The organism is Caulobacter sp. CCH9-E1 (assembly GCF_001556515.1).
In the GTDB taxonomy this organism is placed as follows: Bacteria; Pseudomonadota; Alphaproteobacteria; order Caulobacterales; family Caulobacteraceae; genus Caulobacter.
Genome location: NZ_LSJA01000001.1, coordinates 1 through 19,376, shown reverse-complemented (window position 1 = coordinate 19,376; position 19,376 = coordinate 1). Strand labels below are relative to the sequence as shown.

19 protein-coding genes and 2 pseudogenes are annotated in these 19,376 nt (G+C 68.3%); 8 read left to right on the top strand and 13 right to left on the bottom strand.

The window, feature by feature from the left end:
• Window positions 1-57 precede the first annotated feature (57 nt).
• The 3 genes from AX690_RS00100 (at window position 58) to AX690_RS00090 (ending at window position 2,585) form a co-directional block, all read left to right on the top strand.
• Window positions 58-1,554, top strand: coding sequence for an adenylate/guanylate cyclase domain-containing protein (locus AX690_RS00100; RefSeq protein WP_231732055.1), 1,497 nt, complete (start codon window positions 58-60; stop codon window positions 1,552-1,554).
• 242 nt (window positions 1,555-1,796) lie between these two features.
• Window positions 1,797-1,997 (top strand): hypothetical protein, encoded by a 201-nt coding sequence (locus AX690_RS00095; RefSeq protein ID WP_156449503.1) that lies wholly within the window; start codon window positions 1,797-1,799, stop codon window positions 1,995-1,997.
• A gap of 219 nt (window positions 1,998-2,216) precedes the next feature.
• Window positions 2,217-2,585, top strand: coding sequence for a hypothetical protein (locus tag AX690_RS00090; protein WP_156449502.1), 369 nt, complete (start codon window positions 2,217-2,219; stop codon window positions 2,583-2,585).
• 8 nt (window positions 2,586-2,593) lie between these two features.
• On the opposite strand, the gene AX690_RS00085 is transcribed toward AX690_RS00090, so the two are convergent.
• From AX690_RS00085 to fdxA, 5 genes are all read right to left on the bottom strand, one after another.
• Complete coding sequence (locus AX690_RS00085) at window positions 2,594-2,986, bottom strand: DUF6491 family protein (protein WP_066684816.1); 393 nt, start codon at window positions 2,984-2,986, stop codon at window positions 2,594-2,596.
• Between the two features lie 58 nt (window positions 2,987-3,044).
• Entirely contained in the window at window positions 3,045-4,232 is a 1,188-nt protein-coding gene (gene nhaA, locus AX690_RS00080; RefSeq protein ID WP_066684748.1) for a Na+/H+ antiporter NhaA, read from the bottom strand.
• 32 nt (window positions 4,233-4,264) lie between these two features.
• Window positions 4,265-5,596 (bottom strand): serine hydrolase, encoded by a 1,332-nt coding sequence (locus tag AX690_RS00075; RefSeq protein WP_082769404.1) that lies wholly within the window; start codon window positions 5,594-5,596, stop codon window positions 4,265-4,267.
• Window positions 5,597-5,769: 173 nt separating this feature from the next.
• Complete coding sequence (locus AX690_RS00070) at window positions 5,770-6,273, bottom strand: CarD family transcriptional regulator (RefSeq protein WP_066684746.1); 504 nt, start codon at window positions 6,271-6,273, stop codon at window positions 5,770-5,772.
• Between the two features lie 351 nt (window positions 6,274-6,624).
• Complete coding sequence (gene fdxA, locus AX690_RS00065; protein ID WP_066684743.1) at window positions 6,625-6,966, bottom strand: ferredoxin FdxA; 342 nt, start codon at window positions 6,964-6,966, stop codon at window positions 6,625-6,627.
• Between the two features lie 228 nt (window positions 6,967-7,194).
• Between fdxA and AX690_RS00060 the strand changes: the two genes are divergently transcribed.
• Window positions 7,195-9,270: a bifunctional diguanylate cyclase/phosphodiesterase gene (locus AX690_RS00060; protein ID WP_066684741.1), complete on the top strand. Its 2,076-nt coding sequence runs from the start codon at window positions 7,195-7,197 to the stop codon at window positions 9,268-9,270.
• 114 nt (window positions 9,271-9,384) lie between these two features.
• Here AX690_RS00060 and AX690_RS00055 read toward each other — a convergent pair whose 3' ends face one another.
• The 4 genes from AX690_RS00055 to AX690_RS00040 all read right to left on the bottom strand — a co-directional run bounded on the left by AX690_RS00055 (window position 9,385) and on the right by AX690_RS00040 (window position 14,434).
• The gene (locus tag AX690_RS00055) at window positions 9,385-9,684 is read right to left on the bottom strand and encodes an RNA-binding S4 domain-containing protein (RefSeq protein WP_066684739.1); all 300 of its coding nucleotides are present in this window, start codon (window positions 9,682-9,684) and stop codon (window positions 9,385-9,387) included.
• Window positions 9,681-12,239: a helicase-related protein gene (locus tag AX690_RS00050; RefSeq protein WP_066684736.1), complete on the bottom strand. Its 2,559-nt coding sequence runs from the start codon at window positions 12,237-12,239 to the stop codon at window positions 9,681-9,683. Before AX690_RS00050 ends, AX690_RS00055 begins: the two co-directional genes overlap by 4 nt.
• 70 nt (window positions 12,240-12,309) lie before the next feature.
• A complete protein-coding gene (locus tag AX690_RS00045) occupies window positions 12,310-12,672 on the bottom strand; it encodes a CZB domain-containing protein (RefSeq protein WP_082769403.1) in 363 nt (120 codons plus the stop codon).
• Between the two features lie 130 nt (window positions 12,673-12,802).
• Window positions 12,803-14,434 (bottom strand): amidohydrolase, encoded by a 1,632-nt coding sequence (locus tag AX690_RS00040; protein WP_066684733.1) that lies wholly within the window; start codon window positions 14,432-14,434, stop codon window positions 12,803-12,805.
• 79 nt (window positions 14,435-14,513) lie between these two features.
• On the opposite strand from AX690_RS00040, the gene AX690_RS00035 reads away from it, so the two are divergent.
• Together AX690_RS00035 and AX690_RS22560 are read left to right on the top strand one after the other, a co-directional pair.
• Window positions 14,514-15,140 carry a methylated-DNA--[protein]-cysteine S-methyltransferase gene (locus tag AX690_RS00035; RefSeq protein ID WP_066684730.1) on the top strand — a complete coding sequence of 209 codons (627 nt, stop codon included), beginning with the start codon at window positions 14,514-14,516 and terminating at the stop codon, window positions 15,138-15,140.
• Window positions 15,049-15,253 (top strand): annotated as a pseudogene (locus tag AX690_RS22560) (hypothetical protein); the annotation flags it as partial. The gene AX690_RS00035 and the pseudogene AX690_RS22560, both read left to right, overlap by 92 nt.
• 178 nt (window positions 15,254-15,431) lie before the next feature.
• Here AX690_RS22560 and AX690_RS00030 read toward each other — a convergent pair.
• Window positions 15,432-15,890, bottom strand: a complete 459-nt coding sequence (locus tag AX690_RS00030; protein ID WP_066684727.1) for a DUF3617 family protein — start codon at window positions 15,888-15,890, stop codon at window positions 15,432-15,434.
• A 253-nt stretch (window positions 15,891-16,143) separates the two neighbouring features.
• Here AX690_RS00030 and rpmB point away from each other — a divergent pair, with 253 nt between their 5' ends.
• On the top strand, window positions 16,144-16,443 hold the full coding sequence (gene rpmB, locus AX690_RS00025; RefSeq protein WP_066684724.1) for a 50S ribosomal protein L28: 300 nt from the start codon (window positions 16,144-16,146) through the stop codon (window positions 16,441-16,443).
• Window positions 16,444-16,587: 144 nt separating this feature from the next.
• Window positions 16,588-17,901 (top strand): sodium:proton antiporter, encoded by a 1,314-nt coding sequence (locus tag AX690_RS00020; protein ID WP_231732054.1) that lies wholly within the window; start codon window positions 16,588-16,590, stop codon window positions 17,899-17,901.
• Between the two features lie 166 nt (window positions 17,902-18,067).
• Here the strand turns inward: AX690_RS00020 and AX690_RS00015 are convergent, their stop codons facing one another.
• From AX690_RS00015 to AX690_RS23140, 3 genes and pseudogenes are all read right to left on the bottom strand, one after another.
• Complete coding sequence (locus tag AX690_RS00015; RefSeq protein WP_066684721.1) at window positions 18,068-18,367, bottom strand: hypothetical protein; 300 nt, start codon at window positions 18,365-18,367, stop codon at window positions 18,068-18,070.
• 228 nt (window positions 18,368-18,595) lie between these two features.
• Complete coding sequence (locus tag AX690_RS00010; RefSeq protein ID WP_066684718.1) at window positions 18,596-18,907, bottom strand: hypothetical protein; 312 nt, start codon at window positions 18,905-18,907, stop codon at window positions 18,596-18,598.
• Between the two features lie 230 nt (window positions 18,908-19,137).
• A pseudogene (locus AX690_RS23140) lies at window positions 19,138-19,376 on the bottom strand (hypothetical protein); the annotation flags it as partial.

Genomic DNA, 19,376 nt, shown 5'->3' with positions numbered 1-19,376 from the left:
CGGCTGGGCCTCGCCGAGGCCGATGACGCCGACGCGATCGCGCTGGGCGCGCGGCTATTGAAAGATGTCGCCCTGGGCAGCCGGGGCGCGCGGCGGATCGCCTTCGCCAAGGCGTCCCGCCTTCGATACGAGGCCCTGTCGCATCGCTTCGGCGGCGTCTATGGCGCGATCAACGCCGCCACCATGATGCTCGTCGCGGGCGATCGGGCCGGCGCCGCCGAGCGCGCCATGGACGTGCTGCAAGCCCCGCGCGCGCAAGGACTGACGGGAGAAGCGGCCTATTATGAAGCCGCCAGCCGCGCGGAGGCGCTCTTTCTGGTCGGCGATCTGGACGCCGCGCGGCGACGGCTGGAGCAGGCGCTGGCCTTGGCGCCGAGCGCCTACGCCGCCCACGCCTCCACCCTGCGCCAGATGGAGATGCTGTGCCGCGAGGTCGGCGTGGACACCGGCTGGCTGGCGCCCTTTCGTCCGCCGGCCTGCGCGCACTTCACCGGCCATATCCAGAACGTCTGCGACCAGAGCCTGCGGGCCCGCATCGACGCGGCCCTGCGCGCCGAACGGATCGGCTTCGGCTATGGCGGCCTGGCGGCCGGCGCCGACATCGTCTTCGCCGAGGCCCTGCTTGAGGCCGGCGGCGAACTGCATGTGATCCTGCCCCTGCATCGCGCCGCGTTCGTCGAGGTCTCGGTCGCGCCGTTCGGCGAGACCTGGCTGGAGCGTTTCGAGCGCTGCATGGCGCGCGCGGCCTCGGTCCGCTACGCCTCGCAGGATCCTTATCTGGGCGACGAGCAGGTGTTCGCCTACGCCAGCCAGTTCGCCATAGGCTGCGCGGTGCTGCGCGCTCAGACCCTGGCGACCGAGGCGGTGCAGCTGGCGGCGTGGGACGGGCGCGCCGCGCCGGGGCCGGCGGGCGTATTCGCCGACATGACCTATTGGGCGAGAAGCGGTCGGCGGGCCGTGGTGATCCCCATCGACCGGCCAGAGCCCGCCACCAGCGTCTCCAAGCCGATCGCGGCCGGGTCGCGGGCCATGAAGGCCATGCTGTTCGCCGACGTCCAGGGGTTTGGCGCGCTGCGGGACGATCAGATCCCGGCCTTCATGGAAGGGGTGATGGGCCGTCTGGCCGAGGTCGTCGAGGCGCTTGAGGCGCCGCCGATTCATATCGAGACCTGGGGCGACGGCCTGTTCCTGGTGTTCGACCAGCCCATCGATTCGGCGCTGGCCGCCCTGGCCCTGCTCGAGGCCTATCGCGCGGTGGATCTAGGCGCCTTGGGCCTGCCGCGGCGCCTGGGCCTGCGGATCGGCGGCCACTACGGCCCGGTCCATCTGCGCACCAATCCCCTGACCAAGGCTCCCGCCGTCGTCGGCGCGCACGTGGTGGTCGCCGCGCGCATCGAGCCCGACGCCGCGCCCGGCTCGGCCTATGTCAGCGAAGCGCTCGCGGGCGCGCTGGCGACGTTCCACGGCGATCGCGTGCGCTGCGGCTATGTCGGCCGCACCCAGGGGCGGAAGGGCTTTCCGGCCACGCCCATCTTCAACCTCTCCCGAGCTTGAAGATCCTGGCCGGCCCGGGGGATGGGCGGCTGGAAAAACCGCTATTTTTCTCGATGTGAAAATCCGCACATTCAAGCGCGGCCATTCCGAAGATTGTGTGCGTGTCGACCGGCGGCGGCGAGCGTCCACCGTTTGCAGCCACCGGCCGCGTGAACCGACTTGGGGCCCGGCCACCCGCCGGCCGGGTCCTTTTTCGCAAAACTTTCCGGGGCTCGCGCCCCGGTCGGATCGGGAGCCGCGCGATGTCTATGAACACTGTCGCCCTGGGCGATGCGCCCTTCGCCAAGACCGAAGTCGGCAACACCTTTCTCCGGCACGCCCTGATCATCTGGGCGCGCGAACAGGGCGTGGCCGAAGCCCACCTGACCGCCGTCACCCGCGACGTGCTGGACTTCGCCCAGGCGACCGTTCGCGACGGGCATCCGCGGGTGCTCAGCGCCTGACACGTTTCCGTATCGCCGGTTACTCCTTCTGAGGCGCCCAGGAGGAACTTGAGGACCGGAGATCACTCATTTTGAGACGCGCCGCTCTGGTGGGGATTGGAGCGGCAGTCGACGAACGCCATCGTCCGCGCGGCGGGCGAGTTCGTCGCGAAGAACCTGGGCGGCGACCGCCCAGGTTCTTCGCAGCCTAAGCCGGCTTCTGGATTGTTGGAGAACCTTATGCACGCCCTGCTGAGCGCCCTGGACAGCCCCGTAATCTTCGCGGCCGCCGCCGTCTTGGCGTTCGTCGCGGCGGGGGTGGCGGGTTGGCTCGGCTCCTTCGCGATGCGTCTGCGCGCTCAGCTCAACGAGGCGCGCGAGGAGGCCGCCGGCTTGGCGGCGCACCGCGACGGCGTCCTGGCCGAGCTGGCCCTGACCCGCGCGCGCCTGGCCGAGACGCGCCAGATCGCGGGCCGGGCGCAGGCGACGGCCGCCGAGCTGGAAGCGCGGCTGAAGCCGGCCATCACGATCGAGCGCGGCTTTGGCGAAAGCCGCTGCGAAGCGGCCAACCGGGTGATCATCGACGCCCTGCGGAACAGGCCGCAATAGAGCCGGCGTCAGCGCTTCTTGCGGGCCTTGATCTCTTCGGGCGTCAGCTTGCGGATCGCGGTCACCGGATAGCGCTGTAAGCCGATGGGGCCTGGCACGATGATCGTGGCGTCCATGCCCGAACAGATCCACGAGCCGCCGCGCGCCTCAATGGCGATCCGCTGGGTCCAGTCGATGTCTGGCGACGGCGAGAACAAGGTCAGGCGGTAGACATCCCGCACGCCGACCGAGACATCCACCGTCTCCTTATCGACGGCGTTGAAGCCATTCACATCCTGGGCCCGGAAGCACGCGCGCTCGGCCTTGGGCTTGGAAGCGGGTTTGTCCGCCTGGGCGGCGGCGAGGACCGGCGCGGCCAGCAGCGCGCCGGAAGCGAGGGCCAGGATTAGGCGACGCATCATGATCGTCATCTCCGTCAACGCCCCGCTAGCGGCACTTTCGCGCCAAACGCCGCCAAGCTCAAGCCTGGGGCGCGGGCTTGGCCAGCTTCAGGATCGCCAGGCCCAGCAGCGCCGAGGCCAGGGAACCGGCCAGGACCCCGATCTTGGTTTCGTCGATCAGCTTGGGATCGCCGAACGCCAGCCCGCCGATGAACAGGCTCATGGTGAAGCCGATCCCGCACAGCACCGCCACGCCATAGAGCTGGACGACCGAGGCGCCGGCGGGCAGGCGCGCCCAGCCCATCCGGATCAGGCCATAGGCCACCCCGAACACCCCGACCTGCTTGCCCAGGAACAGGCCCAGCGCCACGCCGAGCGGCACGGGGTCCAGCAGGGCCGAGAGGCCGACGCCGGCGAAGGAAAGACCGGCGTTGGCGAAGCCGAAGATCGGCGTGACGCCGAAGGCGACGGGTTTGTGCAGGGCGTGCTCCAGCCGGTGCAGCGGGCAGCGCTCGTCGGCGCGCAGCGGGATGGTCAAGGCCAGGGCGACGCCCGCCAGGGTGGCGTGGATTCCCGACTCCAGCACCAGGAACCACAGCACCACGCCCAGCAGCAGATAGGGCCACAGGCTGATGACCTTCAGACGGTTCAGGATCACCAGGATCGCCAGCACCGCGCCCGCGCCGGCCAGGGCCATCAGGTGCAGCTGGTCGGTGTAGAACAGGGCGATGATCACGATCGCCGCCAGGTCGTCCATGATCGCGATGGCGGTTAGGAACACCTTTAGCGAGGTCGGGACGCGCGAGCCCATCAGCGCCAGCACCCCCAGGGCGAAGGCGATGTCGGTCGCCGACGGGATCGCCCAGCCGGCGATGCTTTCGGGATGGGTGTTGTTGAAGAACAGATAGATGGCGGCGGGCAGGGCGACGCCGCCCAGCGCCGCCGCGCCCGGCAGGATCACGTCGGCGGGGCGCGACAGCTGACCGTCCAAGACCTCGCGCTTGATCTCCAGGCCCACCAACAGGAAGAACAGGGCCATCAGGCCGTCGTTGATCCAGTGGATGACGCTCTCATCGAGATGGATCGGGCCGACGGCGAAGCCGAAATGGGTCTGCAGCGCCGCGAAATAGGCCGGAGCCAAGGGCGAATTGGCGACCACCAGCGCGAGGGTCGCAGCGACCATCAGGACATAGCCGCCGGCGGCTTCATTCTCCAGAAATTGCGCCAAGGTCTCGCGGGCGCGTCGGCTGAGGGCGCGCAGGGCCATGGATATCTCCTCTGGAACGACGGGGAGGTCAGCTAGCCCGCTTCGTCCATCTCCCGCAATCGGAGATGGTGCGCCTGGGCCAGCCGCTGATCGGAGATGTCGCCCAGGTCCAGCCAGTCGGTGAACGGCAGACGATAGGCGCGGTCGAGGAACTCGGCCTGGAACCGGAACGGCAAGCCGGCGTCGCTGTTCCACAGCATGACGATGCCGGTCTTGGTGGCCGGATCGAACACCATGGTCGAGCGGTAGCCCGAGACGGCGCCGCTGTGACCGATCACCCGATGGCCGCGGTAGTTGAAGCTGCGCACGCCCAGGCCGTAGCCTGCATGGCTGATCTCGCGGGCGAACGGCGCGCGGCCGTAGGGCGCGGCGGTGCCGATGCGCGGACGCTGGGCGGCGTCCAGCACGGCGGGCGGCAGGACGTCGGGACGCAGGCCCATCTGCGCCTGCATCCAGACGGCGAGGTCGACGATGGTGGAGTTGACGCCCGCTGCGCCCGGCACCCGGTAGTAGGCCTCGGACATCGGCAGCTCCCGACCTTCGCGATGAGGGCGGGCCCAGCTTTTGGCGTTGAGCAGACCCGCTTGGCCGATCGAGGCGCTGGTCATGCCCAGGGGAGCGAACAGCTTCCGCTGGACGGTCTGGTCGTAGGCTTCGTGGGTGCGGGTCGCCAGAATCTCGGTGATCGTGTCGTAGGCGACGTTCTGATAGGTGTGGCAGCGTCCCGGGGCGCAGGCGACCGGCACGTCGCCCAGGGCGTGGCGGATCACCGCCGGGTCCTGGCCGTCCTCCAGCCGATCGTCATAGGCGTTCTTCGGCAGGCCGGTGCGCTGGGACAGCAGTTCCTCGACGGTCAGCTCGCGCTGGGCGTCGCGCGGCAGGCGCAGGGTGGTGTGGAAGGTCTCGACCGGTTCGTCCAGCGACAGCAGGCCGTCGGCGGCGAGCTTGGCGGTCAGGGTCCCGGCCACCGTCTTGGACAGCGAGGCCCAGCGGAACACGGTGTTAGCGTCGACCGGCTGGCCGTCCTTGGCCGAGGTCAGGCCATAGCCCTGGACGAACGACAGGCGGCCATCCTCGACGACGGCGACCGCCAGCCCCTCCATCGAGTGATGCGCGGTCATCTCGGCCAGCCGCTGATCGAGCGCGCGATAGTCGATGCGGCCGCGCCAGTCCTCGGGCTTGGTCGGCAGCACGATCGGCGCCGGGGCGGGCGCGTGGGCCGAGGTCAGGGTCGCGATCGGCGTCTGGGCGCGAAAATGGAACGCCATGGCGGCGCAGGCGACCAGTACGCTCAGCCCGCCGACCGCCAGCCACTTGCGACGTGACATCTTGGGGGCGGAGATCGAGTCCTGCGGGTCCGACACGGGCGGGCGTCTCTCGGCGGCGATGGGCTTTAAGTCTTATGGGCGCCGGGGCGCGCCGCGCCAAGAGTCCAAGGCGTCGCGTCGCCCAACGGTCCACAAACAATGCGGTCCACAAACAAAAACGCCCCTCGCGGAGGAGGGGCGTCTTCGATCCGGCGGAGGCCGGGGGTCTCTTAGGCGGCCTTGACCAGCGACTTGGTCAGGATGCCGATGGCGGCTTCGCGGTCGATGCGCTCGATGGCGGCGACTTCGCGGGCCATGCGGTCCAGGGCCGATTCATACAGCTGGCGTTCCGAGTAGGACTGTTCCGGCTGGTTCTCGGCGCGGTGCAGGTCGCGGACCACCTCGGCGATCGAGATCAGGTCGCCCGAGTTGATCTTGGCTTCGTACTCCTGGGCGCGGCGCGACCACATGGTGCGCTTCACGCGGGCGCGGCCCTTCAGGGTGGTCAGCGCCTGGCTGACGACATTGCCTTCGGCCAGCGGGCGCAGACCGGCGGTCTTGGCCTTCTTGGTCGGCACGCGCAGGGTCATTTTCTCGTGGTCGAAGGTGATGACGTAGACTTCGAGCGACATGCCGGCCACTTCCTGGGTCTCGATCGCCTGAATGTTGCCCACGCCGTGCGCGGGATAAACGACGTGATCGCCGACCGAGAATTCCAGACCAGTCTTGCTCATGTTCGTCCTCATCAATGCGGACCCAAAAAAGGGTCCGAACGCCGTCTTCTGTCCAAACCAAAGGCGACAGCTTCCCGCTCCGCGGAATACTGGTCGCGGGGCCAAGCCTGTCAGGATTTGGAATAGAGCTCTAAGACACCCTTCGCCTTCATCGGGCGCGCCGGCCAGAATGAACTCTGAAGCCAGCTTGTTCGCCAAGACGGACCGTCGCGAAGAACCGCAACCGTCACGTCGGCGAAGACAATAGCATAAAATTCAGCCCGAAGAAAGGGTTGCGTCCAGGCATGCCGGATCGCGCCGCGAAGCTTTCGCATCGCGGCGGGGTTGCAAGCTTCAGAATTCGCGGGACGATCAGGAGCCCTTGCCGGGCTTTTCGCTGAAGTACTTCTCGAACTTGCCGGTCTCGCGCTCGAACTGTTCGCGGTCTTCCGGGGGCGCGCCCTTGACCGTGATGTTCGGCCAGACCTTGGCGTAGTCGGCGTTGATGCGCAGCCACTTGCCGTCGGCTTCGTCCTCGGTGTCGGGCTTGATCGCGTCGACCGGGCACTCGGGCTCGCAGACGCCGCAGTCGATGCATTCGTCGGGATTGATGACGAGGAAGTTCTCGCCTTCGTAGAAGCAATCGACCGGGCACACCTCCACGCAGTCCATGAATTTGCAGCGGACGCAGGCGTCGGTGACGATATAGGTCATCGAAAACTCGAATGAGATCGGGGACGAAGTTCGGCGGGCGCGTTTTCGAAGCCTCGCGGCCGCTTGTCAATGCGGCGTGATCGCGTAGGGGCCCAGGATTTCTGAAGGCGCGGCCAGGACGCTCGCCTTTTAGTAGTCGACGACGCTGCGAAAACAATTTCTTATTGAGTGGGCGTGACTATCGATCTCTGAAACCTCCAACAAAATCAATGTCGGGAAGTCGACCTAATGATGGGTGAAGTCCGGACGGCGTGGGACAAGGACGGGGCGGCCGCGGGCGACGGCGGGCAGGCGCGCGTCCTGGCTTTGGGCGCTTTCGTCCGAGAAACGCCATTTCCGACCGCCTTGTTGGACACGAACCTGATGCTGGTCGCCGTCAGCCGTGAGTGGACGGCGCAGGCCATCGCGCCCGGCCTGGTCCTGGGCGCTGACGCCAGCGGCGTCTTGGAGCCCAACGATCGGGCGGCCCTGCTGGCCTGTGCTCAGGAGGGCGTCGATTTCTCACGCTATCTGAACGTCATCGCCGAGGATGGCTCGCAGCGCTACTGGCGCGCCGAGTTCGGCGCCTGCCGGCGAGAGGACGGAAGCGTCTACGCGGTGATGGTCACCGCGCGCGACGTCACGGGCTACGCCGAAAGCGTCCTGCGGGCCGAGCGCGACGAACAGCGCCTGAGGATGGCGCTCGAGCTCGACGACCTGCTGGTGCGCGAATACGACCTGCGCACCGGCGAGATATTCTTCTCCGACACCGCGCCCGGCCTGCGGAAGTGGTGCGTGTTCAAGGACGACCCGCTGGAGATCGTCCATCCGGACGACCGCCAGCAGTGCGCCGATGTGATCGCCGCCCGCAAGATCGGCGAGGCGCGGGTGTTCGAGTTTCGCCTGAACCGCGACGACGGGGTCGAGACCTGGATCCGCGCCGTCGGCAAGGTGTTCGTCGACCAGGAGGGCAAGCCCGAGAAGCTGGTCAACCTGTTCAAGGACATCACCGACCGTCGCCGCCAGACCGAGGCCATCGAGACCCTGGCCTTCAAGGATCCGCTGACGGGACTGCCCAATCGCGCGCTGTTCCAGCACCGCTTCAACGAGGCGGTCTCGGCGTCCGAGACCCTGGGCGAGATGTTCGGCCTGATCATGATCGACGTCGATCACTTCAAGGACATCAACGACACCCTGGGGCACGACGCCGGCGACGTGCTGCTCAAGCGCTTGGCGGGCATGCTGCAGCGGGCCTTCCGGGCCGGCGACACGGTCGCGCGGCTGGGCGGCGACGAGTTCGCGGTGATTCTGCGGGGCCTGCACAGCGAAGCCGACATGATGCGGCCGATCCAGAAGCTGCAGGAGCTGCTGCAGCGGCCCATCGAGTATGCGGGCCGCAGCTTCACGGCCACCGCCAGCATCGGGGCGGCGCTGCACGGCGATCCCGAGGCCGATCCGGCCCACATGATCAAGAACGCCGACATCGCCCTCTATCACGCCAAGGAAGAGGGGCGGAATCGCAGCATCGTCTTCGAGCCGGCGATGCGGACCGAGCTGGAGCGGCGGGTCGAACTGCTGCGCGACGTCCGGGCGGCCGTGGCGGCGAACGAATTCACCCTGTTCTACCAGCCGGTCGTCGATATCCGCGAGCGGCGGGTCGTGGGCTTCGAGGCCCTGATGCGCTGGCTTCACCCAGAACAGGGCGTTCTGACGCCGGGGCACTTCATGGCCGCGTTCGAGGATCAGGCGCTGTCGCTCCGGCTCGGCGACGTGGCCTTCGAGCAGTCCCTGCGCCAGATGCGGGACTGGCTGGACCAGGGCGTCGAGTTCGGGCGCATCGCGGTCAACATCTCCGCCGCCCAGTTTCGCAGCGGACGCCTGGCCGAAGAGGTGCTGGAGCGCCTGGATCGCTGGAACGTGCCGTGCGAGCGGCTGACCATCGAGGTCACCGAGAACGTCTACATGGGCTGGGGCTCGGATCTGGTCAGCGGCAATATCAGCCGGTTGCACGCGGCCGGCGTGATGATCGCGCTGGACGACTTCGGCACCGGTTACGCCAGCCTGGCCAACCTGCGACAGTTCCCGATTGACCGCCTGAAGATCGACAAGTCCTTCGTCCAGAACGCCGAGGACGAGGCGATCGTGAAAGCCGTGATCACCCTGGGCTCGTCCATGGGCATGAAGGTGGTCGCCGAGGGCGTCGAGGACGCCGATCAGCTGGCCGCCCTGATGCGCTACGGCTGTGACCAGATCCAGGGCTACCATTTCGGCAAGCCGATGCCGGCCGGAGAGGTGGCGGGGTTCTTGAGCGGGTTTGGCGGCTGACTCCGCAAGTCCCCACCTGATCGCTTCGCGATCGTCCGCCCCCAGCGGGGGGCGGAAGGTGATCTTCTTCCCCCTCCGGGGGAGGAGGGCCGTAGGCCCGGAGGGGCGAGTGACTTATCCTTCCACCGCCTCGTACAGCCCGCGCGCCTCGCTTGCCGGGCCCCTTCGTTCGCCACAATCCAGCACGCGGATCGCGATCAGGCGGCCGGCCAAGCCGAACACCAACACATCCCCCGGCTTCAGCGTCCGCGAGGGCTTGTCGATCCGGCTCTCGGCGCCCGCGCGGGTCAGGCGGATGCGGCCCTCGTCGACGAATTTGGCGGCCAGCGAGCGGGTCTTGAAGAAGCGGGCGCGCCACAGCCAGACGTCGGCGCGAGCAGCCTCCTTGGCGGCGTCGTTTGGGGCGTCGCTCACGACGCGGCCTGCTTGGCCGCGGCCGGCTTGCGGCGGCGCGGGCGTTTGCGGCGCGCGGGCGGAGGCGGCGGTTCGGTCAGCTTGGCCAGGGCCGCGAAGGGCGAGTCCGGGCGCGCCTTGACCGGCTTCTGCTCCAGCTTGGCCGCGCCGCGCCGCTTCCAGACGATCGGCTGGTCCGGCTTGGCGCGGATCGCCGGGGTGTAGTCGAGGGCGCGCAGCACGGCCGAGGCCTGGGCGGCGGTCCAGCCCAGTTTCTCCAGCGCCGCATCGGTCAGGACGACGCCGCCGGGACGTTGCTCGGCGCGTAGCAGGGCGTCGAGGGTCTCGAGCTGCTCGACCGGAACCGTGAAGCCCGCCACGGCGCGCAGACCGCTGGCCGACAGCTCGCGCGCCGACGGCTCGGGCGACGGCAGCTTCTCGATCGTCGTCAGGGCCCCACGCCAGCCAGCGGGGTTCAGGGCCCGCGCGCAGGCCACGGCCTCGGCCCGCAGCACGCCGGGGCTATAGAGACTGAAGGCGCCGATCCGCACGCCCAGGCTTTTCAGCGTTCGCCGCTCGGCCTGACTCAACGCCTTCAGTTCCGGATCGACGGGGCGCTTGTCCAGCACGCCGCCGGCCTCCAGCAGCCGGTGGGCGATGCCGCGCGGCAGGCCCTTGAGCTCACCGCCGGCCAGGGCGCGCTCCAGCTTGCGCAGCGGCGCCAGATGGCGGTCGACCTCGGCGGCGAGGAAGGCGTCCAGCCGCCGCTCGGCGCGCTCGCGCACGGCGGCGGGGCCCAGCTCGCCGAGCAGCCGAGCGCGGGGCGACAGCAGGGGCAGGTCGCGGCGGACCGCGCCGGCCGCCTCGCCGCGCCACAGGATCATGCCGTCGGGCGTCAGGGCGAAGGCGTCGTCGGCCTCGCTGGCCAGGACGCCCAGGCGGCGGGCGATCTCGGGACCGACCGCGCGCTGGGCGGCGTTGCGCAACGCCTTCTCCTCCAACGGCGAGGCGCCTTTGGCGGGGGTGAAGGCCACGCCCGACAGGTGGCCGACCACGTGGCCCTCGACCGTCACCTCGCCATCCTGGCCGACGCCGGCGTAGAGCGTCTCGCGCTCGCCCAGCTGCTTCATCAAGACGCTGGTGCGGCGGTCGATGAAGCGGGCCATCAGCTTTTCGTGCAAGGTGTCGCTGATCCGGTCCTCGAGCTGGCGGGTCAGGCCCTGCCAGTGGGCCGGATTGGCGACCCAGTCCGGACGGTTGGCGATGTAGCTGAGCGTGCGCACGCCCGACAGGCGCGCGGCCAGGCTGTCGATCTCGCCGTCGGTGCGGTCCAGAGCCTTGAACTGGCCGCCCACCCAATCCTCGGGCAGGCGCTTGCGGCCGGTGGTCAGGTCGTCGAACAGGGTGCGCGCCATGCGCTGGTGATCGTCGTCGGTGGTCTTGCGGAAGTCCGGCGTCTGGCAGACCTCCCACAGGCGGATCAGGGCCGAGCGGTCGGCCTTGCAGCGCTTGATCACGTCTTCCTGCTGGGCCAGGGCCCGCAGGGTGCGCTCGTCCAGCGCCTCGTCCGACAGCTTCAGGCCGCCGCGCTGTGGCGCCTCGGCCAGGGAGCGCAGCAGGCCGGGCAGGGATCCGAAGTCGAGCTGGGCGTTGCGCCACTCGGCGGCGACGATGGGCTCGAACGTATGGCTCTCGACGGCCTCGACCAGGTCCTCGTCGATCTCCTCGCAGTCGCTGGTGACGCCGAAGGTGCCGTCGCGGGTGTAGCGGCCGGCGCGGCCGGCGATCTGGCCGACCTCCTGCGGATAGAGCCAGCGGGTGCGCTTGCCGTCGAACTTGCGCAGGCCCGCGAAGGCCACGTGGTCGACGTCCATGTTCAGGCCCATGCCGATCGCGTCGGTGGCGACCAGGAAGTCGACCTCGCCGGATTGGTAGAGGGCCACCTGGGCGTTGCGGGTGCGGGGGCTCAAGCTGCCCATGACCACGGCCGCGCCACCTCTTTGACGCCGGATCAGTTCGGCGATCGCGTAGACCGCGTCGGTGGAGAAGGCGACGATGGCCGTGCGCCGAGGCAAGCGCGTTAGCTTCTTGGAGCCGGCGTAGGACAGGTTGGAGAACCGCTCGCGGCTGACGATCTCGGCGTCGGGCAACAGGCGGCGAACCAGCGGGGCCATGGTCCCCGCGCCCAGGAACATGGTCTCGAACTTGCCGCGCGCGTGCAGCAGGCGGTGGGTGAAGATGTGGCCGCGTTCGGGATCGGCGCACAGCTGGATCTCGTCGACGGCCAGGAACTCGACCTCGCGCGCCAGCGGCATGGCCTCGACGGTGCAGACGAAATAGGCGGCGCGGGCCGGGACGATCTTCTCCTCGCCGGTGATCAGGGCGACGCTGGCCTTGCCGCGCAGCTTGACGACGCGGTCATAGATCTCGCGCGCCAGCAGGCGCAACGGCAGGCCGATCATGCCCGAGGCGTGGCCCAGCATCCGCTCGACGGCCAGGTGCGTCTTGCCGGTGTTGGTGGGCCCCAGGACCGCGGTCAGCTTCGAAGGGGCCAGGCCGGTCGAACGGTCGCTCATGGAGCGAAAGTGGGGCGGGAATCGAGGAGGAGCAAGCGCCAGCGTGGGCCGCCCCCTCCGATCGCCGCCCCTAGGCCGTGACCGCCTCCAGCGCCAGACGGATCCGGCGGAAGGCGGTGGTCAGGCCCGAACTCGCCATCGACAGGCGATTGCCGTTGCGCAGGCGGCGGTTGGCCTCGGCGTAGTCGCCGCGGTTGATCAGCTCGGCCACTTCGAAGGCGGCATAGTGGAACTCGCGGTGGGCTTCCACGCAGTTCAGATAGGTGTGGTTGCCGGCCCAGCGTTGCTGGAGCGGTCCGTGGAGCCACTGACCCGTGCTGCATTGACGGTCGGCGCGCAGCTTGGCGGCGTCGACCTGTCGCTTTTCGGCGACCGCGTCGACGAGCTCATTGTAGATTCGGGCGTGCGCGTGCGCTTCTTCGGTAAGGTCCATTGCTAAACCCTAGGGTTGGCTCACATCGGTCCGCACTTTTTGGAAAACTCTGGTTTCCAGCCCGTAACCGGGGATCCTTAATTCCCCACATCGGATGTGAACCTTTTTCCCGCGCCTGTGGATGAAGCGCTCAGCGCGCGAACGCCACCTTTCCGTCCACGATGGTCAGCACCGGCTGGGCCGTCAGGATCGCCTTGGGCTCGATGGTCATCAGGTCCTGGTCGAAGGCCGTCAGGTCCGCCTTTTTACCGGCTTCCAGCGTTCCGAGGTCCTTTTCGCGGAAGGCCGCGTAGGCCGGCGCGAGAGTCAGCATCTTGAGCGCCTGCGCGCGGGTGACGGCCTCCTCCAGATGCCAGTCGGCGTTGGCGAAGCCGTCCAGCGAATGACGGTAAACGGCGGCGTAGAACTCGATGCGCGGATCTCCCACCTCGACGGGGGCGTCCGAGCCCGCGGCGACCACCACGCCGGCCTTCAGGAAGTCGTTCCAGCGATAGCCCTCGTGCAGGCGGTCCTGGCCCAGCCGCGCGGGCGCGAAGAAGAGGTCGCCGATCGCGTGGCTAGGCTGCATCGAGGCGATGACGCCCAGCTTGGCGAAACGCGGCAGGTCGGTGTCGGCGACGATCTGGGCGTGCTCGATCCGCCAGCGGGCCTGGGTGTCGCCGGCCAATGCTTCCTCGAACCAGTCCAGCGTCATGCGGTTGCCGCGATCGCCGATGGCGTGCATGGCGACCTGGGCGTTCACGGCCTTGGCCTTCTTCATCAGCGACAAGCCCTTGTCGCGCTGGGTCAGCTGCAGGCCAAGCCCCTCGGCGTCGCTATAGGGCTCGAGCAAGGCCGCGCCGCGCGAGCCCAGGGCGCCGTCCATGTAGAGCTTGATCCCGCGCACGCGGATCAGGCCGGTCTTGTCCTCGAACGGGCCAAAGCTCAAGACGAGCCCCGCCGCGCTCGGGTCCATGTAGTTGTCCACCCGCAAGCCGAAGCGCCCTTCTCCGGCCAAGGCGGCGAGCAAGGCGTGGTCCTCGGTCTCCACGCTCATGTTGGCCAGCCCGGTCCAGCCGCGCGAGGCATAGAGCTGACCGGCCTTCTCCAGCGCCTCGCGCTTCAAGGCCAGGCTCGGCGGCGGGATGACGCCTTCCACCAGGCTCTGGGCGTGGTCGATCAGCATGCCGTCAGGCTGGCCGTCCGGACCTTTGAGGATCTGCCCGCCGGCGGGGGCGGGCGTGGCGGCCGTGATGCCGGCCTTGGCGAGGGCGGCGGTGGAGGCGACGCTGGCGTGGCCGTCCGAGCGGCCCAGCACCACGATCCGGCCCGGCGCGGCGGCGTCCAGGTCGGCCTTGGTCGGGAAGCGCTTCTCGGGCCAGTGGGTCTCGATCCAGCCGCGTCCATAGATCGCGCCCTCCGGATGGGCGGCGGCGTAGGCCTTCACGGCGGCGACCAGTTCGGCGACCGACTTCACCTGGTCGAGATTGAGCGTCAGTTCGCGCAGGCCGATGCCGGTCAGGTGGGCGTGGGCGTCAACGAAGCCGGGATAGGCGGCCGCGCCCTTCAGGTCGATGTCGCGGACGTCCTTGGCCGCCTTGGCCTTGGCGGCGGCCAAGTCGCCGACGAACAGGATCCTGTCGTCGCGGATCAGCACCGCCTGGGCGGTCGGCGCGGCGTCGACCCCTGTATGGATCGGGCCGCCATGGACGAGCAGGTCCCCGGCTTTCGCGGTCGAAAGTGACGCGGTGGCGAGCAGGGCGGCGAGAGCGAGGCGGCGCAAGGGCGATCTCCGGGGCAAGTTTCTTAAAATCGTAAGGGCGGTTCTTCGCCAGCGGCAACAGGCCTGCTATTTTTTCCCCATGCCGACCCAGGGTTTCGCCCTTTTCGACACCAGTATCGGGCGCTGCGGCCTCGCTTGGGGGCCAAGCGGGCTGATCGGCTTGCAATTGCCCGAGGCCACGCCCGGCGCGGCCTGGGGGCGGCTGCGGCGGCGTTTTCCCGAGGCGATCGAGTCCGAGCCCCCGCCCGAGGTCGAGGTCGTGATCGACCGTATCCGCGACCTGCTGTCCGGCGGGCGCGACGATCTGGCCGACGTGCCGCTGGACCTGGGCGGCCAGTCCGCCTTCAACCTGCGGGTCTACGAGATCGCCCGGGCCATCGCGCCGGGCGAGACCTCCACCTACGGCGAGGTCGCCAGGGCCATGGGCGAGCCGGGCGCCGCGCGGGCCGTGGGCAAGGCCCTGGGCGAGAACCCCTGGCCGATCGTCGTGCCCTGCCACCGCGTGCTGTCGGCGTCGGGCGGCCTTGGCGGTTTCTCCGCGCCCGGCGGTTCGGCGACCAAGGCTCGGCTGCTGACGCTGGAAAAGGCCAAGACCGACACCGTCCCGACCCTGTTTGACCTGGAATTCTCGGTGGCCCCGCCGCGAGGCGGGGCGCTGTCACCTTCTCCCCTTGCGGGAGAAGGTGTCGCCGAAGGCGACGGATGAGGGGTCTATAACCTATCGGCGTGATCGGCTGGCGGACCTTCGCGGCGGATACCGTCTTCAACCCCTCACCCGACCCGCTACGCGGGCCACCCTCTCCCGCAAGGGGAGAGGGGCGGTGGTGCGCGAATATGAGGAGGGACTTTCACCCCTTAACGCCGGCTAACCCTTCGCCGAACAGGGGCGAAACGAATCATGACCGAATCAGCGACGTTCACCGATTCAGTGTTTGTTCCCTACAATCTATTGTATCTCAATTCGCGTTAACCACAAACGGAAGCTTTGCCTTGGCGGCTATTTCGCCGCCTGTTCGGCCGGGCATTCGGCCGAGACGCGCTTGGCGGTCATCACGCCGGCCAGCGGAATGCCGTTGATGGTCTTCATGTGGATGTTCAGGGTGAAGCTCTCGGGCGTGTACGAGCCGTCGGCGGTCACCGGCGCCACGCGGTCCTTCTTGTCGGTCCAGGTGCCCTTCAGCTTGATCTTGCCGTTGGAGACGACGTTGGTCGTGTAGTCGCAGCGGTATTTGCGGGTGCAGATGCCGCGCGAGAACTGCTCGACGTCGGCGGGTTTCAGGCACTTGCTCTCGCTGCCGGCCGGAATCGGCCCGACTCGATAGTCGTACTCCCAATGACCCGGGAGAATCGTGCGCGCCACGGGAGCGGTCGCGGCCGGGCGGGCCTGGCTCGAGGCGGCGAGCGGCAGGGCGGCCGCCAGGGCGAGGACGGAAGCGGCGAGGGCGGTCGAACGCATACGACGGGTCTCCTTCATGCGGCTCCATATATAGAGAGCCAGATGAACCGTGCTTGAAGGCGATCGCGGGGCGCGGGTTCCTTCGCGGGCGCGAAGAGGAAGGCCAGACCAGCCTTGACTCAAGGGGCGGCCTTCGCCTATATCGCCCGCTCTCGCGCGGCCAGCTCGTCCGGATCGCGTGCCCGAATTCATATCTTAGCGGGCCAGGCTCTTCTCAAGAGAGCGGGGCTTCGCCCAAGCCAAGGTAACCACCATGTCGCGCCGTTGCGAACTTACCGGTATCGGTCCGATGGTCGGCCACAATGTGAGCCACTCGAACATCAAGACCAAGCGCCGCTTCCTGCCGGCCCTGTCGCCCGCCACGCTCCAGTCGGAGTCGCTGGGCCAGAGCTTCAAGCTGCGCATCAGCAACGCGGCCCTGCGCACCCTGGACTTCAAGGGCGGCCTGGACGTGTTCCTGCTGGGCGCCAAGGACGAGCAGCTGTCGCCGCGCGCCCTGAAGATCAAGGCCCAGGTGAAGGCCAAGGCCAAGGCCGCCGCTCAGGCTGCTTAAGGCTGAACGGCCCTTCAAGGCTGTAGAGTTCGAAGACCCGCCGAGCGCAAGCTCGGCGGGTTTTTCGTTGCGCGGGTGAGGACGAGCGCCGCTCCTTAGCCGTACGACGAGAGGCGACCGGCGCCATGTCCAGAACGTTGCGCCGTGACGCGCGTTGATGGCGGCGTGACATCCGTACTGGACTTCAGCCCCTCGCCCTACATTCTGGCCATGACCGGCGCGGGCGCCATGGTCGCCCTCGTGGCCTGGTTGCCGCTGGTGCTGCGCCGGCTGCCCATCTCCCTGCCGATCATCTGTATCGCGCTCGGCGCCGCCCTGTTTTCCTTCGCGCCCATCCACCTGCGGCCCTTGCCGGGCGCGCACCTGGCCTTCACCGAGCGCTACACCGAATTCGTGGTGATCATCGCCCTGATGGGCGCCGGACTGAAGATCGACCGCGTGTTCCACATTCGCCGCTGGCAAGTCGCCTGGCGGCTGCTCGGCGTCACCATGCCACTCAGCATCGCGGCGATAGCCGGCCTTGGCGTTCTGGCTGGCCTGCCCTGGGTTGTCGCCCTGCTGTTGGGCGCGGCGCTGGCGCCGACAGATCCGGTGCTGGCGGCCGATGTCCAGGTCGGACCGCCAAAGAGCGGCGAAGAGGACGAAGTGCGTTTTGGATTGACCGCCGAGGCCGGACTCAATGACGGCCTGGCCTTCCCATTCGTGCATCTGGCCATCGCGCTCGTCGCCGCGTCCGCCACGGGCGAGCCGTGGCTGGCGAAATGGCTTACCCACAACGTCCTTTGGGAGATCGGCGGGGGCGCGATCGGAGGTTGGCTCGTGGGCTGGGCCTTCGGCTGGCTGACCTTCCACATTCCCTCGGACAGCAAGCTCGCCGCCACGGGCGACGGCCTGATCGCCATCGCCGCGACATTCCTGTCCTACGGCCTGACCGAACTGATCAACTGCTACGGGTTTCTGGCCGTCTTTGTCACCGCCCTCACGCTACGCCACGCCCATCGCGAGCATGAGTTCCAGCGCGAGATGCACGACGTAACGGAACAGGTCGAGCGCTTGGCCATGATGACGCTCCTGCTGCTGTTCGGCGGCGCGCTGGTCAGTGGGGTGCTGGCGCCGCTGACCTGGGCGGATGTTGGTCTGGCGCTCGCCATTCTTCTGGTGGTCCGCCCCGTCGCGGGGGTGATCGGTCTCGTCGGCCTGAAGGCGGCCGGCGGCGAGAAGCTCACCCTGGCTTTCTTCGGGATCCGCGGTGTCGGCACGATCTACTATCTCGCCTACGCCTTAAATCATGCGGCCTTCCCGCAGGCCGAGCGGCTCTGGGCCATCGTGGCGTTGGTCATTCTGCTGTCGATCGTGATCCACGGGTTGACCGTGACCCCGATCATGCGCCGCCTAGATCGCAGCCAGGGCCGCGATCCGGACGCTTCCGAGCATGAGGGCGCCTCCGCCGCGCGGTAGGCCTCCAAGTCCGCGATAAGTCTCGATCGGTCGTGAGCCGACATTCTCCCCCCCCCGAAAACAAAACCCGCCGCGGCTTGGGCCGCGGCGGGTTTGTGACGCTTGGTACTGTTACGCGGGGTACTCGGAACGCTGTACTGGTACGCGGTACTAAGCTTGTGGCGCGTTAGCGCGAGGCGACGGCGCCCGCGGCCGGGTTGGCCGTGTTGTAGGCGCTCAGGGCCGGGTTGTTGATCTTCGCGACGGCGTCGTTGACCGAGGCGCGGATGCAGGCCGGGTACATGTAGCCGGCGAGGGCTTCGCCGCGGATGTCCTGCCAGCAGACGGTCGAGGCCGCCTTGACGATTTCAGCGCGGACTTCGGCGGCCGACTTGCCGGCGACCTTGACGCGCATTTCGGCGGCCGAGGCCGGAGCGGCGGCGGCCAGGGCGATGGCCGTAGCGGCCAGAACGATGGAGCGGATCATGTCGATGTTCCGAAAGGGGGTTGTGCGCAACCACCTCCAGACGCGTTCCTCTGACGGTCGCCGAGGTCTTCCGCTCGTTGGATCCGTCGGGCTCGATATAGCGACGTTCTGTTGGGTGATCAACGATAATGTTGCGATGCACCCTAAATTGGGTCGGGCCCGTCGCAAGCCTGTCTTCGAGCGTGGAGCGGACCCGCGAGCACGTCGTCCCGCGGGTCCTTGATCGTCTTAGCGGATGGCGACGCGCATCGCGTAGACCGAGCGGCCTTGGGCCTTGTTGAAGGCGGCCAGCTCGGGGCTGTTGGTGCGAACCACGGCGTCGCGGGTGATTTCGCGGACGCAGTAGGGGGCCAGGTCGCTGGCGGCGGGGTTGCCGGCGAGGTCTTCCTGGCACAGCTGCTTGGCGGCCTGGATGATTTCGGCGTGGACCTCGGCGGTCGGACGGCCGCGCACCTTGACGGTGATTTCGCCGGCGCTGGCCGAGGTGGCGGCGGTGGTGGCCATCAGGGCGCTGACGGCGATGATGAGCAGACGGATCATGTTGATAGTCCCGGAAAGGAGGTTGGGTTCAACCGCCTCCCGGCGCGTTCCTCTGACGGCCCGTGGGTTCTCGCCTCATCGACCGTCAAGCTAGGAATGACTGACAACGTTGTCCGCTGCAAGTGCGAAAACACCGATTCGTCGAAAAAATGTTAGCGGTACCATATCGTTGCCAACGAAACGAATTCAGTGACTTGGCTAATTTCCGTTAAGGTGTGCGCTGCGAAGCGCTACCGCTTGCGAACAGGCCTCTTCGGCGGCTTGGCCGGGGCGGGCGGCGGCGGCGGGGGCGGCGTCCAGTCGAAGGCCAGCAGCAGGGTGCGCTGCTTGGCGCTGACCGCGCCGTCGTCGGAGATCACATAGATCCGGATCGCGCCCGACGGAGAGGACGAGAGCGCCAAGCCCTCGAAATTGTCGCGCGGCATGGCGCCGTCGATGTGCAGCGACGCGGCGGTGCGCTGGCGCGCGG

What these genes read in the sequence shown, in the direction of transcription:
- AX690_RS00095 (WP_156449503.1), top strand. Translation starts at nt 1,797, where the DNA reads ATGTCTATGAACACTGTCGCCCTGGGCGATGCGCCCTTCGCCAAGACC.
- AX690_RS00090 (WP_156449502.1), top strand. Translation starts at nt 2,217, where the DNA reads ATGCACGCCCTGCTGAGCGCCCTGGACAGCCCCGTAATCTTCGCGGCC.
- AX690_RS00085 (WP_066684816.1), bottom strand. Translation starts at nt 2,986, where the DNA reads ATGATGCGTCGCCTAATCCTGGCCCTCGCTTCCGGCGCGCTGCTGGCC.
- nhaA (WP_066684748.1), bottom strand. Translation starts at nt 4,232, where the DNA reads ATGGCCCTGCGCGCCCTCAGCCGACGCGCCCGCGAGACCTTGGCGCAA.
- AX690_RS00070 (WP_066684746.1), bottom strand. Translation starts at nt 6,273, where the DNA reads ATGAGCAAGACTGGTCTGGAATTCTCGGTCGGCGATCACGTCGTTTAT.
- fdxA (WP_066684743.1), bottom strand. Translation starts at nt 6,966, where the DNA reads ATGACCTATATCGTCACCGACGCCTGCGTCCGCTGCAAATTCATGGAC.
- AX690_RS00060 (WP_066684741.1), top strand. Translation starts at nt 7,195, where the DNA reads ATGATGGGTGAAGTCCGGACGGCGTGGGACAAGGACGGGGCGGCCGCG.
- AX690_RS00050 (WP_066684736.1), bottom strand. Translation starts at nt 12,239, where the DNA reads ATGAGCGACCGTTCGACCGGCCTGGCCCCTTCGAAGCTGACCGCGGTC.
- AX690_RS00045 (WP_082769403.1), bottom strand. Translation starts at nt 12,672, where the DNA reads ATGGACCTTACCGAAGAAGCGCACGCGCACGCCCGAATCTACAATGAG.
- AX690_RS00035 (WP_066684730.1), top strand. Translation starts at nt 14,514, where the DNA reads ATGCCGACCCAGGGTTTCGCCCTTTTCGACACCAGTATCGGGCGCTGC.
- AX690_RS00030 (WP_066684727.1), bottom strand. Translation starts at nt 15,890, where the DNA reads ATGCGTTCGACCGCCCTCGCCGCTTCCGTCCTCGCCCTGGCGGCCGCC.
- rpmB (WP_066684724.1), top strand. Translation starts at nt 16,144, where the DNA reads ATGTCGCGCCGTTGCGAACTTACCGGTATCGGTCCGATGGTCGGCCAC.
- AX690_RS00015 (WP_066684721.1), bottom strand. Translation starts at nt 18,367, where the DNA reads ATGATCCGCTCCATCGTTCTGGCCGCTACGGCCATCGCCCTGGCCGCC.
- AX690_RS00010 (WP_066684718.1), bottom strand. Translation starts at nt 18,907, where the DNA reads ATGATCCGTCTGCTCATCATCGCCGTCAGCGCCCTGATGGCCACCACC.